This window comes from Streptosporangium roseum DSM 43021, assembly GCF_000024865.1.
GTDB classification, from domain to species: Bacteria; Actinomycetota; Actinomycetes; order Streptosporangiales; family Streptosporangiaceae; genus Streptosporangium; species Streptosporangium roseum.
On the sequence record NC_013595.1, the window covers coordinates 7,749,969 to 7,772,151 of the forward strand.

20 protein-coding genes and 1 tRNA gene are annotated in these 22,183 nt (G+C 66.9%); 9 read left to right on the forward strand and 12 right to left on the reverse strand.

Annotated elements, in window-relative coordinates; all coding sequences use genetic code 11:
• Positions 1–138: 138 nt before the first annotated feature.
• Together SROS_RS33880 and SROS_RS48090 are read right to left on the reverse strand one after the other, a co-directional pair.
• Complete coding sequence (locus SROS_RS33880) at positions 139–447, reverse strand: helix-turn-helix domain-containing protein (RefSeq protein ID WP_012893456.1); 309 nt, start codon at positions 445–447, stop codon at positions 139–141.
• A complete protein-coding gene (locus SROS_RS48090) occupies positions 447–812 on the reverse strand; it encodes a type II toxin-antitoxin system RelE/ParE family toxin (RefSeq protein ID WP_012893457.1) in 366 nt (121 codons plus the stop codon). Before SROS_RS48090 ends, SROS_RS33880 begins: the two co-directional genes overlap by 1 nt.
• 500 nt (positions 813–1,312) lie before the next feature.
• Between SROS_RS48090 and SROS_RS33885 the strand changes: the two genes are divergently transcribed.
• Positions 1,313–1,927: a DUF6461 domain-containing protein gene (locus SROS_RS33885; RefSeq protein WP_012893458.1), complete on the forward strand. Its 615-nt coding sequence runs from the start codon at positions 1,313–1,315 to the stop codon at positions 1,925–1,927.
• Between the two features lie 252 nt (positions 1,928–2,179).
• Here the strand turns inward: SROS_RS33885 and SROS_RS33890 are convergent, their stop codons facing one another.
• Positions 2,180–2,962 carry a hypothetical protein gene (locus SROS_RS33890; RefSeq protein WP_012893459.1) on the reverse strand — a complete coding sequence of 261 codons (783 nt, stop codon included), beginning with the start codon at positions 2,960–2,962 and terminating at the stop codon, positions 2,180–2,182.
• A gap of 320 nt (positions 2,963–3,282) precedes the next feature.
• Here SROS_RS33890 and SROS_RS33895 point away from each other — a divergent pair, with 320 nt between their 5' ends.
• Complete coding sequence (locus SROS_RS33895) at positions 3,283–3,621, forward strand: hypothetical protein (RefSeq protein ID WP_012893460.1); 339 nt, start codon at positions 3,283–3,285, stop codon at positions 3,619–3,621.
• Between the two features lie 955 nt (positions 3,622–4,576).
• Positions 4,577–5,659: a hypothetical protein gene (locus tag SROS_RS50175; protein WP_148269290.1), complete on the forward strand. Its 1,083-nt coding sequence runs from the start codon at positions 4,577–4,579 to the stop codon at positions 5,657–5,659.
• Between the two features lie 349 nt (positions 5,660–6,008).
• On the opposite strand, the gene SROS_RS33905 is transcribed toward SROS_RS50175, so the two are convergent.
• Positions 6,009–6,872, reverse strand: a complete 864-nt coding sequence (locus SROS_RS33905; RefSeq protein WP_148269291.1) for a GntR family transcriptional regulator — start codon at positions 6,870–6,872, stop codon at positions 6,009–6,011.
• Positions 6,873–6,976: 104 nt separating this feature from the next.
• Between SROS_RS33905 and SROS_RS33910 the strand changes: the two genes are divergently transcribed.
• The 3 genes from SROS_RS33910 to SROS_RS33920 are packed head-to-tail and all read left to right on the forward strand — an operon-like array spanning position 6,977 to position 9,839.
• Positions 6,977–8,476: a replication initiator gene (locus SROS_RS33910; protein ID WP_012893464.1), complete on the forward strand. Its 1,500-nt coding sequence runs from the start codon at positions 6,977–6,979 to the stop codon at positions 8,474–8,476.
• The gene (locus tag SROS_RS33915; RefSeq protein WP_012893465.1) at positions 8,473–8,679 is read left to right on the forward strand and encodes a helix-turn-helix domain-containing protein; all 207 of its coding nucleotides are present in this window, start codon (positions 8,473–8,475) and stop codon (positions 8,677–8,679) included. Before SROS_RS33910 ends, SROS_RS33915 begins: the two co-directional genes overlap by 4 nt.
• The gene (locus SROS_RS33920; RefSeq protein ID WP_012893466.1) at positions 8,676–9,839 is read left to right on the forward strand and encodes a site-specific integrase; all 1,164 of its coding nucleotides are present in this window, start codon (positions 8,676–8,678) and stop codon (positions 9,837–9,839) included. Before SROS_RS33915 ends, SROS_RS33920 begins: the two co-directional genes overlap by 4 nt.
• A gap of 56 nt (positions 9,840–9,895) precedes the next feature.
• On the opposite strand, the gene SROS_RS33925 is transcribed toward SROS_RS33920, so the two are convergent.
• From SROS_RS33925 to SROS_RS33950, 6 genes are all read right to left on the reverse strand, one after another.
• Positions 9,896–9,970 (reverse strand) — tRNA-Val (locus tag SROS_RS33925).
• 32 nt (positions 9,971–10,002) lie between these two features.
• Entirely contained in the window at positions 10,003–10,950 is a 948-nt protein-coding gene (locus tag SROS_RS33930) for an ROK family protein (protein ID WP_012893467.1), read from the reverse strand.
• 111 nt (positions 10,951–11,061) lie between these two features.
• The gene (locus SROS_RS33935) at positions 11,062–11,373 is read right to left on the reverse strand and encodes a hypothetical protein (RefSeq protein WP_012893468.1); all 312 of its coding nucleotides are present in this window, start codon (positions 11,371–11,373) and stop codon (positions 11,062–11,064) included.
• Positions 11,374–11,432: 59 nt separating this feature from the next.
• The gene (locus SROS_RS33940) at positions 11,433–11,891 is read right to left on the reverse strand and encodes a peroxiredoxin (RefSeq protein ID WP_012893469.1); all 459 of its coding nucleotides are present in this window, start codon (positions 11,889–11,891) and stop codon (positions 11,433–11,435) included.
• Between the two features lie 83 nt (positions 11,892–11,974).
• Positions 11,975–12,403: a DUF3052 domain-containing protein gene (locus SROS_RS33945; RefSeq protein WP_012893470.1), complete on the reverse strand. Its 429-nt coding sequence runs from the start codon at positions 12,401–12,403 to the stop codon at positions 11,975–11,977.
• A 123-nt stretch (positions 12,404–12,526) separates the two neighbouring features.
• A complete protein-coding gene (locus SROS_RS33950) occupies positions 12,527–12,934 on the reverse strand; it encodes a secondary thiamine-phosphate synthase enzyme YjbQ (protein WP_012893471.1) in 408 nt (135 codons plus the stop codon).
• A gap of 483 nt (positions 12,935–13,417) precedes the next feature.
• Here SROS_RS33950 and aceE point away from each other — a divergent pair, with 483 nt between their 5' ends.
• Both aceE and SROS_RS33960 read left to right on the forward strand, forming a co-directional pair.
• Positions 13,418–16,165: a pyruvate dehydrogenase (acetyl-transferring), homodimeric type gene (gene aceE, locus SROS_RS33955; RefSeq protein ID WP_012893472.1), complete on the forward strand. Its 2,748-nt coding sequence runs from the start codon at positions 13,418–13,420 to the stop codon at positions 16,163–16,165.
• 88 nt (positions 16,166–16,253) lie between these two features.
• Positions 16,254–17,822: an alpha/beta hydrolase gene (locus SROS_RS33960; protein ID WP_012893473.1), complete on the forward strand. Its 1,569-nt coding sequence runs from the start codon at positions 16,254–16,256 to the stop codon at positions 17,820–17,822.
• Between the two features lie 288 nt (positions 17,823–18,110).
• On the opposite strand, the gene SROS_RS46400 is transcribed toward SROS_RS33960, so the two are convergent.
• Complete coding sequence (locus SROS_RS46400) at positions 18,111–19,913, reverse strand: bifunctional serine/threonine-protein kinase/glutamate ABC transporter substrate-binding protein (RefSeq protein WP_012893474.1); 1,803 nt, start codon at positions 19,911–19,913, stop codon at positions 18,111–18,113.
• Between the two features lie 174 nt (positions 19,914–20,087).
• Here SROS_RS46400 and SROS_RS50180 point away from each other — a divergent pair, with 174 nt between their 5' ends.
• A complete protein-coding gene (locus SROS_RS50180; RefSeq protein ID WP_012893475.1) occupies positions 20,088–20,588 on the forward strand; it encodes a hypothetical protein in 501 nt (166 codons plus the stop codon).
• 92 nt (positions 20,589–20,680) lie between these two features.
• On the opposite strand, the gene SROS_RS33975 is transcribed toward SROS_RS50180, so the two are convergent.
• Positions 20,681–22,159 carry an MFS transporter gene (locus tag SROS_RS33975; protein ID WP_012893476.1) on the reverse strand — a complete coding sequence of 493 codons (1,479 nt, stop codon included), beginning with the start codon at positions 22,157–22,159 and terminating at the stop codon, positions 20,681–20,683.
• Positions 22,160–22,183 lie beyond the last annotated feature (24 nt).

The following is a 22,183-nucleotide window of genomic DNA, read 5'->3' on the forward strand; positions in this document are numbered from 1 at the left end:
AGGTGGCAGCGCGCACCTCGGGCGGCGGGTTCGTTCGGTGCGGCGGGCGCTCGGTACGACCCCGTCCGTGGTCGTTGTCACCCGGTTAGTCACCCAGAACTCGTGCTCTCGGCGCGCCGGGCGACCGGTGTCCGTCGATCAGGCCGCGTGTGGCTCGAACCAGACCGAGCCCAGATCATGACCAGAGGTGAGACGAACGTCGGCGTTTAGCGCCGCGGCCAGATGCCGCAGCAAGGCGATCGTCGGCACGGTCCCGCCTTCCTCGATGCACTCGATCTCATCCTCGGTCATGCCCGCACGCTCAGCCAGCTCCGCCACGCTCAGCCCAAGCACACCACGCCGGTCATATAGCGCCTTGCCGAAGGCCAGCGCCTCTCGAATCATGATCCGTTCGGGATCCTCAACCAGGGGTTCAGGCCGCACCCAGCGGGTGTGATAACCAGTCATCACGCCTGCCTCTCATAGATCTCGGCCACCGGTCCATGATGGTCGCGTTCGCAGATCTTCTGCGCCCGAACCGCCCTGTCGATCTGCCGCTGATCATGCTGCTTTGTCTTACGAAAAACAGTGAGCAACACGATCGTCCTACCCGGAGTACACCAGTACGTCACCCGAGCTGCAACATCACGCAGCCGGACACGCAGTTCCCAGACCGACCCTTCCAGGTGATCCGACCATGGACCGCCAAGCTCTGCCCCTTTTTCCGCCAGAAGACCAGCCACCTCGTCAACCCGTTTGAAGTCGCTGTCGCTCAGGTTGTCGAGCCACTCTCGAACCTCTGGCTCGATCTCAAAACCATATGGTTTGCGCACCTGAGACTCCCTCCACGCACGCACATTACCGAGGGTAGCGAACCGTTACCGATGGCGCCGGGCATAGGACCTGTCTCGCCCTGTCTGAATCGCCAAGGACGGAATGACACAGGCGCATGCTCATGCGCGGACCAGTTACTGAAGCGAGGTGACCGAACGATGGAGCAGAGAGGGTCCGGTCGAAAACAAAGCCCTTGACCTGTCTCAGCAGGCCAAGGGCTTGGGGTGGGCACTACTGGGTTCGAACCAGTGACATCTCGCTTGTAAGGCGATCGGAGCAGGACTGCGACCAGGGCCGATACCGGCACTGACCTGGGCTTACGGTCCACGACCGTCCACCGTTGTCCGACCCCGTCCGTGGTCGTTGTCACCCAGATAGTCACCCAGAAGACATCCCTGGGCCGAGGTTGTCCACCGACGTTCCTTCACCAATCGGACCTCCGAACCCTTCTGTCGGTGACGACTGCAATCATGCGCCTCACATGATCAAAGGAGTGACGATGACAGAGTGCCCCGGGGAATTTCGCTGGCTCTCCGACTGTGAAGAATTGGTTGAGATCTACTGTGTGTCCTTTGTCCGGGGTCTCGCTCCGGAGGAGGTCCTCCGCCGATTCAGCGTGGACGGGAGCACCATGGAAGAGACGGTGGCGGTCGACGAACTGGGCCAGCGCTCGGTGGAAAGTATGGGGGACGACGCGGCCGCCTACATCGGCACCGCGAAGATCGGCGACTGGACCCTGGTCGTCGAACCAGGAGGATGGCAGATCGCCGTCGACCCCGAGATATACATCCCGATCTCACAGGGAACCGAGGTCGTGTTGGTCTGCCGCCATGACTACGCCTCGGACACCTTCGCCTACATCGTCGACGGTGAGCCGGTCGTCCAGTTTGACCCGGTACTCCCGGACGATCGATCGGGCACCGATCCGGACCGTTTCGTCGAGGAGATGCGCGAGGTCGGGCTGGACCCCGACTACGACATCGACATAGACGGCTCGTGCATCGACTTCCCGATCGAGAGATCGTTCGCCCTGGCGAGCAGGATCACCGGTCTCCACTTCTCCCCAGAGATGCTGGAGCTGTGCTTCTCCGGCGAGGAACCCCTGGATGACTGATCGGCAGGTCCGCTTGGAGACCGGTCTGCCGACAGGCTCGGGCGCTCTGGGATAGCGGGTCAGCAGCTCACGCACCTGGGGGACGTCTTTGTCTGCTCCGGACGTGCTTGCCAGGACCGCACTCGCCTCGCTCAGCGCTCTCAGCGCCGGCTGGGCCTCTCCGGCGCGAGCACGTGCCCAGGCGGCGCGGTCCCAGGTCAACGTACGAAACCGCGGTGAAGCATCCGGGTCCAACCTCGTCCATGGCCGTTGTCACCCAGAACTGGTGTTCTCCGTGCGCTTATTGGGCTCCTCCGCCCAGACGTCTCGGCCGTTGCTCCACAGCTCTGAGGCGTGGTAGCCGAACCGGTCGAACAGGCCGTCGTCCTGGTAGCGGCGCAGGTGCATCATCGGCGAGTCGTGGCCGACGAGCTTGGCCAGGTGCGGGGTCACGAGCATCTCGGAGTCAAAGCGGAAGACGCTCATCGCAATGTGCTCGTCTCCGAACCTCGCCTCGATGCCAGGTACGTTCCGAACCTGCTCGATCTCCGAGAGGGTGATCCGGATACGGGTCGAGACGGTCAGCGGGACGTTCTCCACCTCCTCCCGGCGGCGGGTGACCTCGCTGTCCGGGTCGCCGATCAGGAAGCGGATTTTGCACCCCTGCTCGGCCTTGCGCTTGAGGACCTTGGCGAGGTTGGGGTGTTCCAGCCACAGGAAATAGTTGGTGTACCCGGCGAAGACGATCTCGTTGCGGGCCGAACTGATCAGGTTGCGCCAGATCGACTTGGGGCAAGCCGACCGATAGGGGTAAACGGTCAGAACCTCTCGATCCGGACCGGTCTTCACGGTGTTACGGATAGCCTCTGGCCACAACACGGACGTATCAACTCCTAATGCCTCGGCGGCGGCCAACTGATGCCGGAGGTGCGGAACTCGTGCCTCATCCTGTAACCAGCGTTCCACCGTCTTAACATCCACCTCGCAGCGATCCGCCAGGTTCTGGTTGCTCAGCTTCGCATCGAGCATGGCGCGGCGTAAGGGGACGTTGGCCACGGTGCACCTCGTGAAGTGAGGACGTCAGGGACGTTTTCGACTCTAACTTTGAAACGTCCTGGACGTCTCTGGAACGCGGTGGGTTCGTCACTCAAATGGAATGACGCTTACTCCATGTCAACCCCCGTAATTCTGGAGGACCTCCAGGCGGCCTTTCCTGGATGGTGCATTTGGCGTAGTTCTGCGGGCCGTTTGTGGGCCACCCGGAACGGTCAGCACCTTACAGACGGAGAGGTGAGTCGTGGCCTCTATCAGACGATCGACGCCGACGACGTTGCCGAACTCGCCCAGCAGCTCCGCGATCAGGAGGGGCTGGAGTCATGAGCGCCCACGACAGGAAAGAGCCGGCCCAACGATGCCCGGCCGCCCTGGCTGCTGAGCGCCTGCAGATCGGCCTCGAACACTGCGGCATCTCGGCCGACGTCCACCAGGGCTACGGCGTCTCCCTGGTCTCCGTCTGGACCAATCTCGTGGTCTGGACGGACGGGCTCGCCTACCGATGGTGGACGGGAAAGATCTCAGCGAAGACGGGCCGCCGCTTGTACAGGGTCTACGCCGTGGACAACCCGATCACCGTCGCCCACTGCGTCGCTCAGCGGTACGAAGAACTCCGTAAGGCGTCCCATCACTCCAGGGGTGTCGTGGAGCGCACGTCGTGATTCTGCTCGATGAGTGCCTGAGTCCGCATGTGGTAATGCCACAGCGAGATCACATTCGTCTGGATTGGCGGGAGCCATACCCGACGCTTGAACGGGCACGCTCGGTGGCCTGGACCTGTTGGTGCCGTGCCACGGTCTACGAACTGTGCGAGGGCGGCGGCCGAGCGTTCGTCCGGCGAACCCTCCAACTCGATGACGGCCATCAGGTCCACGAGACCTCCACCTGGCCGATCAGTGAAGCTCGGGCGATGTGGGCGGCGCTGCTGTCCGGAAGAGCCCGGTAAGACGGGCGTGGCGGCGTGGGATCTGGAGGGACCCATGTCGCCACGTCTCCCAGAAGGAGCAGATCCATCGATAACAAACCAAAGCGCCAAGTCCAGAGCGAACGTTACGCGGCAGCATGACTGTCTGATTGCAAACGGGAGCCGGTCACGACGTAGAGGGCTCCTCACCCTGGTCACGTGGCAGATGCGACCCGGTGGCGTGTGATCGTGTATGGCGACGTTGCTGTATTCGCTGCTGTACACAGTAGCTCTGACCGACGGTCCGCCCCGTCATTCGATGGCAAGAGGATACGTACCGCAGGGCCGCCAGGCCCGAGGAGCGGAAGCCTCGCGGCAGCATGATTTTCCATTTTAGGCAAACCGATCGCCTTAGCTGTCTGGTAGACATGCTGTTTTGAGTGCTGTGGACGGTTGGCGTTCTGTGATGACATCAGTGCATATTGTCGTCAGGCAGCGGTAAATCTTTTGGTGGACAATACCCTTCAGAACTGGTTACTCTGAACGGCCTCACCCGTAGAACCCGCCGCCCCGAGGGTCTCTCTGGTATGAACAGGACCAGCTCTGGCTGGGTAGAAGGGAGAAGATTTTTGCTTGAAGTCAAACGACGCAGCGCTCGGCCCGGGTCGTTGCGACGGACTGGCCTATTCATTCTCCTTGTCTTCGTAATAGGAGTGGGCTTTCTCTATTTCAACCGGCACGGCGAGTCAAAGGCGATACCGGAATGGCAGCCAGGCCCATTCGACCCGCCGGTGCAGTATGCGTCTATACCAGAAGTCTCGGATTGCCGCGACCGCCTTACGGATGCGACGGAGGACACCAAGGCGAAGCTGGTCCTGTGTAGCGAGTGGACGTTGCACGTGAACTACAAAAAAGGTCAAGGCAGGCAGGAATTAGACCTCCCTTACGGAATGGGCTGTGCTGGATTTAAAAACGATGAAGACGACTGTTCGAGTGATATCCAACTCTTTGACGCGGCAAGCAAAGTTCAGATAGATGGCTCTTACCGCCAAGGTGTGCCACTTCGTATCACTCCCGACGGCCATTTCATCTCATACTTCAGTAAATCATGGATGCGGTATGTCGGATGGGACCTGCGAGCCGGGCAACGCAAAGCCATCTCTCCACGTCTAGACGCAAAGGCGCTCAACGATTTACAGAGTGTGAACATCTCACCCGACGGCCGGTTCTTCACGGTCGCGTTCTCCGGCGCCCAGCCACGGCTGTTGGTAACCGACTTCACCACAGGTCAGACTTCTACACTCCCTGGCTTCTGCCGTGTGCTTGGCCTAAGTCAGGCCGCTGCCGTGATCGCAGCTAAACGAGCCTGTACAGATATCGGGGAAGACGAACCGAACGGCGACACCATAACCATACTGAACCGCCAAGGCTTGGTCACTGGCGAGTGGAAGGGTGGAGACTCCGTGGACGACCTTTCTCCGGATGGTCGTCTGCTGGTCGAGGTGCTTGCCAGCGTCGGGGAGGGCGGCAAGGAGCATCTTGTCATCCGTGAAGCTAAGACTGGCAAGGTCGTACGTACGCTCACCCTTCGACTTCTATCGGAGCCAAGCGACGCTATCGGGTATGGCTGGATTGATAACGATGAATACATCCTTCAGGCTGAGACTCCAGAGCCCGGAGGCTCGTTTGGCTATTACGGAGTTAATATTCGAACGGGCAAGTCTGTACGCATTCGCGATCTCGCACTGAGCTTGGGTGAAAAAGCCTCTCTAGGAAAAGTGCGTATTAAGAATTAGATAGTACGACCTATTTGCTCGCATGTTTTCTCCGGCTCGCTTCTCCCGTCAGCTTGGACGAGGCGGACGGGAAGATCTGGCTCACATCAGCCACTCACGGCCCACCTCATGCCCGCCGCGATCACCCGGAGCCATGCTCCGGCCGCCACCGGTTGCAGCGGATACGACGGTCGCCTGGCTATGCTCAATGATGATGTTCGATCGGCCTGACCGTTCGCTGTGGTGATCGGGCGCGTGGGCGGCGCTGGCCGCGACCGGCCGGAGAGCCGCAGCGCGGCCAGCGATCGCCCGACGCGCGCAGGCCGCCGCAGGCGGACTGCCTTGAACCAGTAAAGAAAGTCTGAGCCCACTACACCCTGAGCGAGACCTGTCCATCTGATCCGGCCTGGTCATGCTCACTGGCTGCTGCGGCTTCGAAGCGGTCGCCGGGGGCTTCGATCTCGGTGAACTCCAGCGGGCGGCCGTCCTTGCTGAGCATCAGCCGGCGAACCAGCAACAAGGGTGTACCGATGGGTTCCATGTTGAGGTCCTCGTAGGTCTCGCCGTAGGGCATCTGGGTGTGAACCGAGGTGATCCAGCGCAGTGGCCCGTGGGTGCGCTCCAGGTGGGCGTAGTAGTCCTCGGGCTCGATCTCGGAGTCGATCTCCATGCCTCTGCCTTCGCCGGTGATGGTGGCGACCTGGTCAGCCAGGAGGTAGGAGCACAGGTGGATGCGGGCGCGGGTCTTGGTGTGCTGCCAGTACGCGTAGCGGTAGACGCTCATGCGGCCTCGGCGCACGCCCAGGACATCGGCTTTGCTGCCCTCGATGATCATGAACAGTGCCGAGTTGGGAGTGACACCGCCTGCGGTGCGTTCGGCCTCGCTGGCGACGGTGACGTGTTCCCATCCCTGCTTGGCGGGGTCGTACGTGGGGCTGAGCAGGTCTTCGCGTTCCGAGCCACCCATGAGGATGAGGCGGCGGTCAGGGGTGGGGCGGACGAAGGTGCCTCGGCCGTGGGCGACGGTGAGTAATCCTTCGCCGACGAGCTGGGCGATGGCCTTGCGGATCGTCGGGCGTGAGGTGGCGTACTCAGAAGCGAGGAACGCTTCGCCGGGGAGTGCCTGCCCGGGCTGGTAGTGGTCTTGGACCACGTCTGAACGCAAGAGGTCGGCGATGATTCGCCACCGGGCGGTGCCCTTCTCGTCGGTCATGCCGAGTTCTCCTTCTTCCACGTTTGCTCTTTACAAGAGGTAGCACGTGTTGTTTACCATGTCCACATGGGCCAAGACGTAGCACGTGTTGGAGTACCTGTCGGGAGCGAGCAAAGGAGGACGTCATGAACAGCAAGGAGGAACCGCAGCACCGCACCATCGACCAGCAGCCGGAATGGCTGGTCGATCTCGCACGGGTGATCAACGATCCGGGCTACGCCCGGTGGCGCTCGATGGTCGCGGCGACTGGAGGGTGTGCCCACCCGGTGCACCTGGCGGGCGAGGCATTGATCGTCAATGCGACCAGCGGTGAGGTGCTGCACAGCTACCGCACAACGGATGAGCCGTCCGGGCATCTGCTGGTGGCCTGCGGCAACCGGCGGGCCTCGGTCTGTCCGGCCTGCTCGGAGGTCTACCGGGCCGACACCTTCCAGTTGATCCGGGCGGGCCTGTCCGGCGGCAAGGGTGTCCCACAGGAGGTGAGCGGGCACCCTCGGGCGTTCGTCACGCTCACCGCTCCCTCGTTCGGACCGGTGCACACACGGCGGGAGAAGGGCGGGACGGTACGGGCCTGCCGTCCCCGTAAGCGCGACAAGATCTGTGAGCACGGGCATCCGGTCGGCTGCCATGCTCGCCACGAGCCGGGAGACGAACGGCTCGGGCAACCCATATGCGGCCAGTGTTACGACTACGTGGGCGCGGTGCTCTGGCAGGCTCACGCGGGCGCGCTGTGGCATCGCTTCACCCTGGAAGTGCGGCGCACCCTCGCCAGCGAGGCTGGACTGAGCCGTCGGGAGTTCGCCAAGCGGGTCCGGGTGTCGTTCGCCAAGGTGGCCGAGTATCAGCGGCGCGGCCTGGTGCACTTCCACGCCATCGTCAGGCTCGACGGTCTGGGCGGCGGGAGTGAAATCCCTCCGGACTGGGCTGATCATGGTCTGCTCACTCGGGCGATCCCTCCAGCGGTCCAGCGGGTCACGGTCACTTCTCCCCCGAGTGATCTCGGCCGGTGGGATCTGGTCTGGGGTGATCAGCTCGACATCCGGCCCATCCTGCTCGACCAGGGCCCGGACGGGCTGAGCGAGCGGGCGGTGGCCGGCTACATCGCCAAGTACGCAACGAAGGGCGCCGAAGCTTCCGGCACCGTCGATCATCGGCTGTCGTGTCCGGCCTGCAAGGGGCGGGGGCGGCTGAGCCTGATGGCCTCCTGCGGGCGCTGTCACGGCACCGGCCTCAAACCCGGCCTGCACCTGGATGCGCTTCCAGTGACCGAGCACGCCCGGCGCATGATCCGCACCTGCTGGGAGCTGGGCGCACGTCCTGAGTACAAGGCTCTCCGTCTACGGCCGTGGGCGCACATGCTGGGGTTTCGGGGCCACTTCTCCACGAAGTCCCGTCGCTACTCCACCACCTTCGGTGATCTCCGGCAGGTTCGCACAACACACCGGGCCACCGAAGCACGCGAACGGCACGGCCTTCCGCCCCTTGGCGACGAGACGACCCTCGTTCTCGGTCACTGGCGGTTCACCGGATCGGGTTACTCCCCCGGTGAGGCGATCATGGCCGAACACATCCGCCAGAAGGTCGCCACCGCTCGGAAGATCGCCACCGAGCGGGAGGACGGATGACAGCACCCGGACCGCCCGGCGAACGGCGGCTGTATCGCATATGCGACGCCATGCACCTGCTCAGCATGAGCCGCAGCGTGATCTACGAGCAGATCAGGGCGGGCCGTCTGCGCTCCGTCACCCAGGGCCGTACCCGGCTCATCCCGGCCTCGGCCATCTCCGACTACATCGCACTACTCGAACAGGAAACGAGGGCATCATGACCACACGACGCAGCCGGGGAGACGGCGGACTGCACTGGGACGAGACACGGGAGCGCTGGATCGCCTCGGTGACGGTCGGCTACACCCCGGCCGGAAAGCGCATCGTCAAGAAGGCCAGCGGCAAGACCAAGACGGAGGCCAAGGACAGGCTCAAGGAGATCATGCGCGACTACGACGACGGCCTGGCCATCGCTCCGGCCAACTACACGGTGGCCGACGCCGTGAAGTACTGGTTGCAGCACGGTTTGGGCGGGCGCTCGGCAACCACGGTCAAGATGTACACGACGTTCGCCGACAACCACGTGATCCCCGCGGTGGGAGCGCGCAAGCTGCGTGACCTGTCGGTGGAGGACGTTGACCGGTGGCTGGCGAGCAAGACGGGTGAGCTGAGCACCCGATCTCTCAAGCTGATCCACGGCATCCTCAACCGGTCGGTGAAGAGCGCCATGCGTCGCGACAAGGTGAAGCGGAACGTCGTCGACCTCTGCGAGATCCCGGAGGGACGCGCGGGCCGTACCTCCAAGGCGCTCACGCTCGCTCAGGCGGAATCCGTCATCGCCCTGGCAGAGAAGGCCAACGCGCGCATGCGAGCGTACATCGTGCTCTCGCTGCTGATCGGCGCCCGAACCGAGGAGTTACGCGCGCTCCTCTGGTCCCACGTGGTCGCGTTCGACGAGGAGCGCAAGGCGTGGTTACCGGTAGCCGATACGGGCTGGGATCACGAGCAATTCGCGATCTACGTCTGGCGGTCCGTACGGCAGAAGGGAGACACCAAGACCGTCAAGTCGCGCCGCTCCCTCAAGCTCCCTCGGCGGTGCGTCGACGCGCTGCGAGCGCTCCGGGAGGAACAGGAGAAGGCGGAGACAGAAGCGGGCCTTGTCTTCTCCACCTCGAAGGGGACTCCCATGAGCGCGGGCAACGTGCGCCGGGATATGCGGAAGATCCTTGAGAAGGCGGGGCTACGGGCCACCGACTGGACTCCTCGCGAGATGCGGCACAGCTTCGTCTCGCTGCTGTCGGACTCCGGCGTCCCGATCGAGGACATCTCACGCCTGGTCGGCCACCGGAACACAGGGGTCACCGAGACCGTCTACAGGAAGCAGATCCGCCCCGTGCTCATGCAGGGCGCGGAGGCTATGGACGACATCTTCAAGAGTTAGTCACCCAGTTAGTCACTCACGCCCCGTTCCGAAGATCAGGAACGGGGCGTTCTGGCTGGTGGGCACTACTGGGTTCGAACCAGTGACATCTCGCTTGTAAGGCGAGCGCTCTACCGCTGAGCTAAGCGCCCCGGGAATCCCGTCCGACAGACGGGATAACACCTTACGCCACCCGGGGGGACTTCAGCACATCCAATGACCACGTGGTGCCGGCGTCGGGGACTCCGGCCGCGCGCCAGCCGAGGAGGGCCGCGCCGAGCATGCCCGCGTTGACGCCCAGGGCGGCCGGCCGGAGCGGCGGGGCGGCGCGGAATGTCAGGCGCTTGCGGAGGCGGTCGGCCAGCGGGTCGGCCAGGAGGGGGCCGGCTTCGGCCAGGCCACCGCCCAGGACGATCGCGGAGGGGTCCAGGAGCAGCGTATAGGTGGCCAGGGCGAGGGACAGGGCCTCGACCGCGTCGTCCCACACCTCCGCGGCCACAGGGTCACCTGAGACGGTCAGCGCGGCGACCTGTTCGGCCGTGGCGGGCGAGGCGGCCCGGGCGGAGTAGCGGCGGCTGACGGCGGAGGCCGAGGCGTAGGTCTCCAGGCAGCCGATCTGGCCGCAGGCGCACGTCTCCCCCTCGGGGAAGACCGGGATGTGACCGATCTCACCTCCCCATCCGGCGGCCCCGCCGTACGGCTCGCCGTCGACGATCACGGCGCCGGCGATGCCCGTGCCGATGGGCAGGAAGAGGAAGTCGGAGACCTCACGGCCGGCACCGAGCACGCTCTCGGCGAGGCCGCCGGTGCGCACGTCGTGGCCGAGCATGACGGGCACGTCGAGCGGGACGAAGTCGGCCGCGGGGACGTCGCGCCAGCCGATGTTGGCGGAGTAGAGCGCCGCGTCGGCGGTGACCAGACCCGGTACGGCCAGACCGACTCCCTCGGGGGTGCCGCCGCCGGCGACGGCGAGGTCGTCGATGAAGGACCGGATCGTCGCGACGACGGCGGCGGGTCCTTCGTCGCGCGGGGTCGCCCGGCGGTCGGTGCGGAGGATCTCGCCCGAGCGGGTGACGAGACCGCCCTTCATGGACGTGCCGCCGACGTCAAGGGCCACAACGAAGGAGCTCATGCACGCATCCAGCAGGTCGAAGGGGCGGGGCCGAGCCCGACCTTAGCGCATGGAGATATCGGCAGATCACCCCACATGCTCGTAAATGCTCTTAAAGCCGATATATGAGCATCAATGGACGCGGCCGAGAACGCGGTTCAGGGCGGCCTCGACCTCGTCGGCCAGGCCGGGCGCGCAGGAGACCGCGGCCTGCCCGCCGGCCCGCGCCGGTCGCACGGCGCCGCAGGAACGGCACTCCACCTCGCCGAGCCGGCAGATGAGCGCGACGGAACCGCACGTGGAGCACGTGTCGAGATCGAGATCGTGCGCGCGCTGGCAGTCCGGGCAGATGAGCACCTGCGCCTCCTGGCGCACCCCGCGCTTCCACGGGCTGGCACCACGGATCGGGTCGCTCTGCCTGGCCCCGCAGGAGAAGCAGGGCATGATCGCCTCCGGAAGGTCGGGACCGGCGGACGCCCCGTGAGCATCCGCCGGATCACCACTCAGGAAAGTTCGGCGAGTGCCTTGCGGTACTCGGCGACGTCGCGCGCCTCCGGGATCGGGTTCACGACGCTCCAGCGGACCACGCCCTCGCCGTCGATGATGAAGGTGCCTCGGGTGGCGAGCCCCTTCTCCTCATCGAACACACCGTACGCCTGGGCGACCTGTCCGTGCGGCCAGAAGTCGGAGAGCAACGGGAAGGTGTAGCCCTCCCGGTCCGCCCAGGCCCGGTGGGTGAACACCGAGTCGACCGATACGGTCACCACCTGGACGTCCTCGGGCGCGGTGGCGATGAACTCGTCGCGGATGGCGCAGAGCTCACCGTGACAGACGCCGCTGAACGCGAGGGGGTAGAAGATCAACACGACCTTCCTGCCCCGGTAGTCCGAAAGCTTGACCGGAGTGCCGTGCTGATCCTTCAGCTCGAAGTCCGGAGCCGGAGAGCCTACCTCGACTGCCATATCAGAGGTCCTTTCAACGGATGATGGGCGCGCCATCATCCTGCCGTACGGCTCGCGCGAGCCGTACGGCAGGGCAGGTCCCCTTAGCGGCGCGCCTTAGGCGTGGCCAGCCTCGTCCCCGACCAGTCGGGGGCAGCGCTGATGCTGCTGGTCTGCGAGAGACCCGCCGTCGTGGCGTCTTCCCCGATGTCGCTTGGCTCCACGTGCCCGTCCCGCCCCGCCTTGGGGGTGAGCAGCCAGATCTGGCCCCCCTCGCTCAGGTTGGTCAGCACGCTGCTCAGGGCATCGAACAGATCACCGTCTCCGTCGCGCCACCACAGCAGCACGATGTCGACGACGTCCTCGAAGTCCTCATCGACCAGTTCGTTGCCGGTCAGTTCCTCGATGGAGTCGCGCAGATCGTCATCGGCGTCCTCGTCCCATCCGATCTCCTGCACCACCTGACCCGGCTTGAGACCGAGTCGTTCGGCCAGGCTGCGTTCGCCCTGCGCCTGACCCGCGGTCGCGCTCACGTTTGTCCCTCCTGCTTGAATGGCCCCGCGATTACACGGTGCTCAAAGTGCTTCGGCACAGTCCACACGCTGTGACCCTCGGTCGTCAACGGTCGCCACGGCAACGACTGGGCTACGTATGAATTAGTCCGACAAAAATGACAAACGGACCTGGCGTTCCCGATTGTCGACGTTGAGATCCACAACGGCAATGGACTGCCAGGTGCCCAGTGCGAGCCGCCCGGACAGAACCGGGACGGTGGCGTACGGAGGAATGAGAGCCGGCATGACATGCGACCGTCCATGCCCTCTGGATCCGTGCGCATGCCTCCATCTGTCGTCGGCCGGAAGCAGGTCCTTCAAGGCCGCGATCAGGTCGTCGTCACTGCCCGAGCCGAGCTCGATCAGCGCGATCCCCGCGGTCGCGTGCGGCACGAAGACGTTCAGCAGACCATCTCCCCCACACGACCGGACGAAGCTCTCGCACTCGGCGGTGATGTTGTGCACCCGCTCCCGGGAGCCCGTTACCACCTCGATTGTCTGAGATCTCACATACCCGATCCTACGATCCATCCTGAGCTGGGACGACGACAGCGCGCGGTAAGGGTGGCACCGGATGCGCATATCTGCCGCCGAACCGCACCATACAAGGGGGTGCGCCCTCGATACCGGCCGGATCAAGGATCTTTCTTTACCGGATTGGTAGACCCGGCGCGCGCCTTCCCGGCCGCCACCGCGCCTCCCGCGCCGCGGCGGCCCGGCATCCGGAGTCCCGCGGACCCCGGCCGCCCCATCCGGCACGGCCGCCATGACGGGTTTCCGGATTCGCATGGCCCAGCCCTCCAGAAAGAAGGGACATGGATGTAACCTTTGGTGGCTATTCGTCCTACCATCGGTGGTCTAGGCCACTTACAGGCCCCTGCCAGCAGGGACCTCCTGGTTACCGGTCAGTAGAGATGCACTTTCCGGGGTAAGAGACCAGGATGGAAGACGACCTACACCAGACAAAAGTCCATCCTCGGAAGGCGAGACCCAGTGGCTTCCGGACGCCAGCGTTTCTCGGTCATCAGCGACGGCCTACCCAGTCAGCTCCCTGATGTCGACCCCAGCGAGACCCAGGAGTGGCTCGAGTCGCTCGACAACGTCATCAAGACGGAAGGTCGCACTCGGGCCCGTTATTTGATGCTTCGCCTGTTGGAGCGGGCCCGCGAGAACCAGGTCGGGGTCCCCGGCCTGCGCAGCACCGACTACATCAATACCATCCCCCCGGAGCGAGAGCCCTGGTTCCCTGGCGACGAGTACGTCGAGCGCCGGATCCGTGCCTACATCCGGTGGAACGCGGCCGTCATGGTGACCCGGGCCAACGCCCGCACCAACGTCGGCGGCCACATCGCGACCTACGCCTCGGCCGCGTCGCTCTACGAGGTGGGTTTCAACCACTTCTTCCGCGGCAAGGACCACGGCGAGTCCGGTGACCAGGTCTTCATCCAGGGCCACGCCGCGCCGGGCATCTACGCCCGGGCGTTCCTGGAGGGCCGCCTGAACGAGGCCCAGCTCGACGCCTTCCGGCAGGAGCTGTCGCACGGCTTCAAGGGCCTGCCCTCCTACCCGCACCCGCGCCTGATGCCGGACTTCTGGGAGTTCCCCACAGTCTCCATGGGCCTCGGCCCGATCGGCGCGATCTACCAGGCCCGGTTCAACCGCTACCTGCTGAACCGGAAGATCAAGGACACCAGCCGCAGCCATGTCTGGTGCTACCTCGGCGACGGCGAGATGGACGAGCCGGAGTCGCTCGGCGCGATCGGCCTGGCCGCCCGCGAGGAGCTCGACAACCTCACCTTCGTCATCAACTGCAACCTGCAGCGTCTCGACGGCCCGGTGCGCGGCAACGGCAAGATCATCCAGGAGCTGGAGTCCTACTTCCGGGGCGCCGGCTGGAACGTCATCAAGGTCGTCTGGGGCCGCGACTGGGACCCGCTGCTGGCGGCCGACGTCGACGGCGTGCTGGTCAACAAGATGAACACCGTCCCCGACGGCCAGTTCCAGACCTACTCCGTCGAGAGCGGCGAATACATCCGCGAGAACTTCTTCGGCGGCGACCCCCGGCTGCGCAAGATGGTCGAGCACCTGTCGGACGAGGACATCCGCAAGCTGTCGCGCGGCGGCCACGACTACCGCAAGGTCTACGCGGCCTACAAGGCGGCCCGTGAGCACGTCGGCCAGCCGACGGTCATCCTCGCCCAGACCATCAAGGGCTGGACGCTGGGCAAGGACTTCGAGGCGCGCAACGCGACGCACCAGATGAAGAAGATGTCCAAGGCCGACCTGAAGGAGTTCCGCGACCGGCTCTACCTGCCGATCCCGGACTCCGCGCTCGAAGGCGACCTGCCGCCCTACTTCCACCCGGGCGAGAACGACCCCGAGATCGAATACATGAAGGAGCGCCGCGCGGCCCTGGGCGGCTTCCTGCCCAAGCGCGTGATGCGCGCCAAGCCCGTCAAGCTTCCGGGCGACGCCGCCTACGCGCAGCTCAAGAAGGGCTCCGGCAAGCAGAACGTCGCCACCACCATGGCGTTCGTCCGGCTGCTGAAGGACCTCATGCGCGACAAGGAGATCGGCCACCGATTCGTGCCGATCATCCCGGACGAGGCGCGCACCTTCGGTCTCGACGCGATCTTCCCGACCGCCAAGATCTACTCGCCGCACGGCCAGACCTACGACGCCGTGGACCGCGAGCTGCTGCTGTCCTACAAGGAGTCGACCGAGGGTCAGATCCTGCACGAGGGCATCAGCGAGTCGGGCTCGATGGCCTCGACGATCGCCGTGGGCTCGGCCTACGCCACGCACGGCGAGCACATGATCCCGATCTACATCTTCTACTCGATGTTCGGCTGGCAGCGCACCGCCGACCAGATGTGGCAGCTCGCCGACCAGATGGGCCGGGGCTTCCTGCTCGGCGCCACCGCCGGACGCACCACGCTGAACGGCGAGGGCCTGCAGCACGAGGACGGTCACACCCCGCTGATCGCCTCGACGAACCCGGCGGCGGTGTCCTACGACCCGTCGTGGGGCTTCGAGGTGGCCCACATCGTCAAGGACGGCCTGCGGAGGATGTACGGCGAGCAGCCGGAGAACGTCTTCTACTACCTGACCGTCTACAACGAGCCCTACCCGCAGCCGGCCGAGCCCGCCGACCTGGACCTGGAGGGCCTGCTCAAGGGCCTCTACCGGTTCGCCCCGGCGCCGGCCGTACAGGGTCCGAAGGCCAACATCCTGGTGTCCGGCGTGGCCGGCCCGTGGGCCATGGAGGCCCAGCGGATGCTGGCCGAGGAGTGGGGCGTGGCGGCCGAGGTCTGGTCGGCCACCTCCTGGGCGGAGCTGCGCCGCGAGGCGCTGGCCGCCGAGGAGCACAACCTGCTCAACCCCGACTCCGAGCAGCGCGTGCCGTACGTGACCCAGGCGCTGTCGGCGGCCCAGGGGCCGTTCGTGGGCGTCAGCGACTACATGCGCGCGGTGCAGGACCAGATCGCCCAGTGGGTCCCGGGTGACTGGACCTCGCTCGGCACCGACGGCTTCGGCCTGTCGGACACCCGGTCGGCGCTGCGCCGCCACTTCCACGTGGACGCGGCCTCGATCACGCTCGCCGTGCTCACCCAGCTCGTCAGGCGGGGCGAGCTCGACTCGGCGGTGCTGAACGACGCGATCGCCAGGTACCACCTGAAGAACGGTGTCACCGAGGCGGGTGGCGCCGAGAGCAACGACACGCAGTCCATGGGTCTGTGATCTATGCCGGGCGGGTCCTTCTTTGGAAGGCCCCGTCCGGTTAGTGTTGAATCGCTCCCCCCGGCGAACGCTACGAGGGGAGCACTCCGTGCGAAGAATCCTGACGGCCGCCACCGTGACGGCGGTCCTGTCCACTGCGCTGGCCGCCTGCGGCGGCGGCACCTCGCCCAACGGGTACGGTGCCGCCGGCGGTCCCTCCACGCCGGGGTCCGTCCAGAGCTCGGCACAGGGCTCGGTGCAGCCGTCGGGCACGATCGCCTGGGGTCCGTGCACCGACATCGCGCGTCCCGACGGCCAGGCCCCGGCCAAGCCCGATCCCAACCTGCAGTGCGGGACGCTCAAGGTCCCCCTCGACTACGCCAAGCCCGCCGGCGAGACCGTGGACATGGCGGTGATCCGGGCCAAGGCCACCGGTCCCGGTGAGCGGATCGGCTCCCTGGTCTTCAACTTCGGAGGCCCCGGCGGGTCCGGTGTCGACACCCTGGCCCAGGCCGTCAAGGTGTTCGGCACCCTGCGCACCCGCTACGACCTGGTCAGCTTCGACCCGCGAGGGGTGGAGCGCAGCGACGGCGTCCGGTGCGGCGACAGCCGGATCATGGACAGGTTCACCTCGATGAACAGCGTGGCCACCAGCCCGGCGGAGCAGGCCGAGATGGACAGGGTCATCAAGGAGTTCGCCAACGCCTGCCAGCAGACCTCCGGCAAGGTCCTGCCCTACGTCGGCACGGTGAACGCCGCCCGCGACATGGACCGGCTCCGCGGGGCCCTGGGCGACAACCGGCTCAACTACTTCGGCATCTCGTACGGCACGCAGCTCGGCGCGGTCTACGCCACCGAGTTCACCGAGAACGTGGGACGTTTCGTGCTGGACGCCCCGCTCGACCCCAGCGTCACCCTGGCGCGGCGCACGCTGGTCCAGACGTCCGGGTTCCAGCACGCCTACGAGTCCTTCCTGAAGGACTGCGTCAAGGGGCCCGGCGAGTGCGCGGTCGGCGCCGACGTGACCATCGCGAACAAGAGCGTCGACAACTTCCTGGCCGACCTGAAGGAGAAGCCGCTGCCGGTCGGCGACCGCAAGCTCACCCAGGGACTGGCCGGCACCGGCATCGCCGCCGCGCTGTACTCCAAGCTGAGCTGGCCGCTGCTGGAGCAGGCCCTGAGCCAGGGGTTCACGGGCGACGGCCGGATCCTGCTGGCCCTGGCCGACAACTACAACGGCCGCAAGCCCGACGGGTCCTACACGACCCTCATGAGCAGCTTCCCGGCCATCAGTTGCGCGGACACCGCCGAACGGCCCACCCCGCAGGAGCTGGCCAAGATCGAGAAGGCGGCGCTGAAGATCTCGCCGCTGTTCGGCAGCGCGGGGCTGGGGACCATCTGCCGGGTGTGGCCGGTCCCGGGCAGTGACGAGGCCAGGAAGGTGAACGCCACCGGTTCGGCGCCCATCGTGGTGGTCGGCGGCACCGGCGACCCCGCCACGCCGTACGAGTGGGCACCGAGGCTGACCGCGGAGCTCGGAAGCGGCGTGCTGGTCACCTACAAGGGCGAGGGCCACGGCGCGTACCTGTCCGGCGACACGTGCGTGAAGAAGGTCGTCGACGGCTACCTGCTCGACGGGAGGACTCCCGCGAAGGACACGACCTGCCCCGCGTCCTGACTGCCCCGCCCGCGTCCTGACCCGGCCTGCCCCATGTCCTGACTGCCCCGCCCGCGTCCTGACCCGGCCTGCCCCATGTCCTGAGCGCCCAGCGCGGCGGTCCCGGCCCGGCCTGCCCCGCGTCGATGAGGGCCCCGCCACGGCCTGCCCCGCGTCGATGAGGGCCCCGCCACGGCCTGCCCCGCGTCATGGGTGTCCTGAGCGGCGGGGGACAGCGCTCCCGCCGTACCACCGGCGGCGGACCGCCCGCCGCCGGCGGTACGGCGGCCCGCCGCGGGGTCGTGCCGGCTACCGGCAGTCCTCCAGCCGGGGCAGGCCGGTCTCGAAACGGAACCCGACCCTGCCGAAGTTGCGTTCGAGCAGTGCCTGCATGGTCCCGTCGGCGTACATGGCCCGGATCGCCCCGTTGATCGCCTGGCAGGCCCGGGGATCGCCGGATCGCAGGGCCACGCCGTACCGCTCGGTGGTGAGCCGGATTCCGGCGATCTTGAGTCCCGGCCCGCGCAGGCGGGCGCCGAACCCGGCGATCAGCACGTCGTCACCGGGCAGGGCGTCGGCCCTGCCGTCGGCCACCCGGTTCGCGCACCTGGAGGTGTCGTTGTCGTGGACGGCGACGAAGGTGACGCCCATGTCGCTGATCATGGAGCCGGTGCTCTGGCCGGCCGCCAGGCAGAGCTTCTTGCCGCGCAGGTGCCCCACTTCGGAGATCTTCATGCCGGCCCGGACCAGCACGTCGCGATGGGCCACGTAGTAGGGCCCGGCGAAGGCGACCCGGCTGCGGTCGGCGCTGTCGATCGAGAGGTTGGCGATCACGAGGTCCACCTTGCCCCGCTCGACCGCCGCCTCCCGGTCGGCGTAGCCCACGGGCACGAACCTGACCTTTCCCTCGGGCACCTTCAGCGCCCTGGCGATGTACTCGGCCACCTCGACCTCGAAGCCGGTGGGCGGGACGCCCAGTGAGACCCCCGGGAAGCCGTCGCGGTAGCCCACTCTCAGCACGCCCCCGGCCTTGATCCGGTCGAGCAGGGGCGAGCGGACGGTGCTCTCCGGGGCCGGGGTCGGGGTGCCCCGCCCCGGGAGGACCGTGGCGTTCCCGCCGAAGGCGGGGCCGAACTGGAGGACGGCGAAGGTCGCGGCCAGGCCGAGGGCCGCCGTCGCGGCCGCGGTGGCGGCCATCCGGCGCCGCCGCCGGGCCGTGGGCCGCGTCTCCACCCGGGTCAGGTCGACCGTGGCGGCCTGGGCGCCCTCGGCCAGCACCTCCTCGGAGGCCTCGGACTCGTCCACCGGATGGCCGAGCAGGCGTTTGAGCACCTCGTCGGAGGTGGGACGGAGCCTCTGGTCCTTGTTCAGGCAGGAGGCGACGGTCGCGCGCAGGTCGCCGGGGAGAGCGCTCAGGTCGGCTTCGTGGTTGATGACCCGGTTGAGCGTCGCCACGATCGTGTCGCCACCGAAGGGAGCCTTTCCGGTGGCGCTGAAGACGATGGTGGAGGCCCAGGCGAACACGTCGGCGGGGAGGCCGACGTGCTCGTCGGCGATCTGCTCGGGCGCCATGTAGGCGGGGGTCCCGACCGCGCGGGTGGTGATCGTCCCGCTCTCATCGATGATCTTCGCGATGCCGAAGTCGACGACCCGGGGACCGTCCGCGGCGAGCAGCACGTTGTCGGGCTTGAAGTCACGGTGGGCGATCCCGGCTTGGTGGATCGCGGTCAGCGCGGTGGCCGTGCCGATGGCGAGGCGTTCGAGCGCCTCCCCGCCCAGCGGCCCGTCCCGCTCGACGACCTGGCGCAGCGAGGGCCCGTCGATCAGCTCGCTCGCGATGTACGGCGTCTCGCCGTCGAGGTCGGCGACGAGCACCCGGGCGGTGCAGAAGGCCGCGACCCGCCGGGCCGCCGTGAGCTCGCGGGCGAAGCGGGAACGCGCCTGGGCCTCGCCGGTGAAGCGCACGTGCAGCAGCTTGATGGCGGCGCGCTCCCCGTCCTCGGACTCCCCGAGGTAGACGACCCCCTGCCCGCCCTCCCCCAGCCTGCCCCTGAGCGTGTAGCTCCCCAGCTGCGGCGGATCCCCAGGCCGCAGCGGTCTGATCTCCGGCATCGCCGACCCCTCGTATGTACCCCTTTACACGCTTTGCCCAAGCATTGCACACCCGAACGGCGAAGATCGCCCGCTTCCGGCGGAGCACGGAGATGAAGACCGTTCAAACGGATTCGTTTGAAGAGTTTTTAACAGGGTTCCCGCTATACCTGTGACAACAGGAGGGAAATCGAAATGAGAAAAGTCATGGCGGTGGCGATCGCATCCCTGGCCGCGCTGACGGCGTGCGGACAGGCCGGGAGCGACGGGGCCGCCTCCGTGACGGGCGCGACGCCGTCGGCCAGCCCGTCCACGTCACCCCAGGCCGACGGCTTGAAGTTCGCCCGGTGCATGCGGGAGAACGGCGTCGACATGCCCGATCCGGAACCGGGCGGCGACGCCGTCATAATCCGCGGGAAAATCAACAAGAAGAATCTGGAGAGGGCGTCCAGGGCCTGCGAGAAATACAGCCCGACCGGCCCGGGAAAGAGAACGGTCGCCACCCGCGAGTTTCAGGACGCCATTCTCGGCTTCGCCCGGTGCATGAGGGAGAACGGCGCCGAAGTGGAAGATCCCGACTTTTCCCATGGAAAGGTGCGATTTGGCGAAAATGGGATAAAAGTGGGCACGTCGCAGAGCAGGGAGGCGATGGAGGCCTGCCGCGAACAGCTGCCCGGGGTCGGGAAGCGCCCGTGAGACACGGCAGGGCCTTGACCGTGACCGGCCGTGACCGCACTGCTCGCCGGTCGGCGTGACCGCGGCCACGCCGACCGGCCGGGACATCACGATCATCCGCCGGCGCGCGCCTCGTCCCCGGTCTCCCGCACGGAGCGGACGGTCACCGGCATCAGCAGGGCGGTGAGGACCAGCACCCCGGCGGCGACGGAGAAGGCCCACTGGTAGCCGCTGACGGCGGCCGCCGGGGCGGAGTCCCCGGAGGCCAGTGCCGCTCCGGTGCGGCCTATCGCGATCGCGGCGAAGACGGCCAGGCCGAGGGCGCTGCCCAGCTGCTGCATGGTCGTCTGCACCCCGGAGCCGAGCCCGGCGTCGTCGTCGGTCACCCCGTGCAGGGCGGCGTTCTGCAGCGTGGGGAAGGCGATCCCCAGCCCTGCGGCGATCATCACCGTGGCGGGCAGCACGTCGGCGGCGTAACCGCTGGTGACCGACATGCGGAGCGCCAGATAGGCCATCCCGACGGCGCTGAGGAGAAGACCGGCGCAGATGGTGCCCGTGGTGCCCAGCCTGGCGGTCAGCGCGGTCGAGGCCATCAGGCCGCCAAGGAAGGCCACGCAGAAGGGCAGGTAGGCCAGGCCCGTGGCCAGCGGCTGGTAGCCGAGCACGTTCTGCATGTAGAGGGTGAGCAGGAACATGGTCGCCGCCATCCCGCTGGTCAGCATGATCGTCGCCAGGTTCGCCGAGAGGCGGACGCGGCTGGCGAAGAAGCGCAGCGGCACCAGCGGCTCGGCGGTCCTCGTCTCCACGGCGACAAAACCGGCCAGTGCGGCCAGCCCCGCGCCCAGCGGGACAAGGACGGCCGGGGCGGTCCACCCGTTGTGGCCGGCCGCGAGCAGACCGGCGATGAGCGCGATCAGACCGGCGGTGACGAGCACCGCGCCCGCCCAGTCCACCCGCCGGCCGCCGGAACCGGGCCGCGCCGCCACCAGGCGGGGGGTGACCAGCAACGCGACCGCGGCGACCGGCAGGTTGACGAAGAAGACCCAGCGCCAGCCCGCCAGCTCGGTCAGCGCCCCCGACAGCAGCACTCCGGCCGTGGCGCCCAGCCCGCTCAGCCCTCCCCAGATCGCCAGGGCGCGGGCCCGCTCGCGGCTGTCGGCGAACATCAGCGCGATCATCGACAGGGCGGCCGGCGCCGCCAGCGCCTCCCCGAGCCCCTGCCCGAACCGGCTGGCCACCAGCATCCCGGTGCTCGCGGCGATGCCGCTGGTCAGCGACGCCACCGCGAACACCGCCGTGCCGACGAGGAACATGCGGCGCCGCCCCCACAGGTCGGCCAGCCGCCCGCCGAGCAGCAACAGCCCGCCGGCGGTCACGACATAGGCGTTGACCACCCAGGCCAGGTCCGCCGTCGACGCCCCCAGCTCCCGCTGCACCGACGGCAGCGCGACGTTCACGATGGAGCTGTCCACGGTGAACATGAACTGCACCAGCGCCAGCACCGCCAGCGCGCGCCAGCGGCGCGGATCCGCCGCGGCCGCCGTACCGGCCGAGTCTTGAACCGGCCCGCGGGACCGGACGTCCTCATCCATGTGATCCACTCAAACGCCTGCGCC

What these genes read in the sequence shown, in the direction of transcription:
- SROS_RS33975 (WP_012893476.1), bottom strand. Translation starts at nt 22,159, where the DNA reads ATGGATGAGGACGTCCGGTCCCGCGGGCCGGTTCAAGACTCGGCCGGT.
- SROS_RS33920 (WP_012893466.1), top strand. Translation starts at nt 8,676, where the DNA reads ATGACCACACGACGCAGCCGGGGAGACGGCGGACTGCACTGGGACGAG.
- SROS_RS33930 (WP_012893467.1), bottom strand. Translation starts at nt 10,950, where the DNA reads ATGAGCTCCTTCGTTGTGGCCCTTGACGTCGGCGGCACGTCCATGAAG.
- SROS_RS33935 (WP_012893468.1), bottom strand. Translation starts at nt 11,373, where the DNA reads ATGCCCTGCTTCTCCTGCGGGGCCAGGCAGAGCGACCCGATCCGTGGT.
- SROS_RS33885 (WP_012893458.1), top strand. Translation starts at nt 1,313, where the DNA reads ATGACAGAGTGCCCCGGGGAATTTCGCTGGCTCTCCGACTGTGAAGAA.
- SROS_RS46400 (WP_012893474.1), bottom strand. Translation starts at nt 19,913, where the DNA reads ATGCCGGAGATCAGACCGCTGCGGCCTGGGGATCCGCCGCAGCTGGGG.
- SROS_RS33910 (WP_012893464.1), top strand. Translation starts at nt 6,977, where the DNA reads ATGAACAGCAAGGAGGAACCGCAGCACCGCACCATCGACCAGCAGCCG.
- SROS_RS33895 (WP_012893460.1), top strand. Translation starts at nt 3,283, where the DNA reads ATGAGCGCCCACGACAGGAAAGAGCCGGCCCAACGATGCCCGGCCGCC.
- SROS_RS33940 (WP_012893469.1), bottom strand. Translation starts at nt 11,891, where the DNA reads ATGGCAGTCGAGGTAGGCTCTCCGGCTCCGGACTTCGAGCTGAAGGAT.
- SROS_RS50180 (WP_012893475.1), top strand. Translation starts at nt 20,088, where the DNA reads ATGAGAAAAGTCATGGCGGTGGCGATCGCATCCCTGGCCGCGCTGACG.
- SROS_RS33880 (WP_012893456.1), bottom strand. Translation starts at nt 447, where the DNA reads ATGACTGGTTATCACACCCGCTGGGTGCGGCCTGAACCCCTGGTTGAG.
- SROS_RS33915 (WP_012893465.1), top strand. Translation starts at nt 8,473, where the DNA reads ATGACAGCACCCGGACCGCCCGGCGAACGGCGGCTGTATCGCATATGC.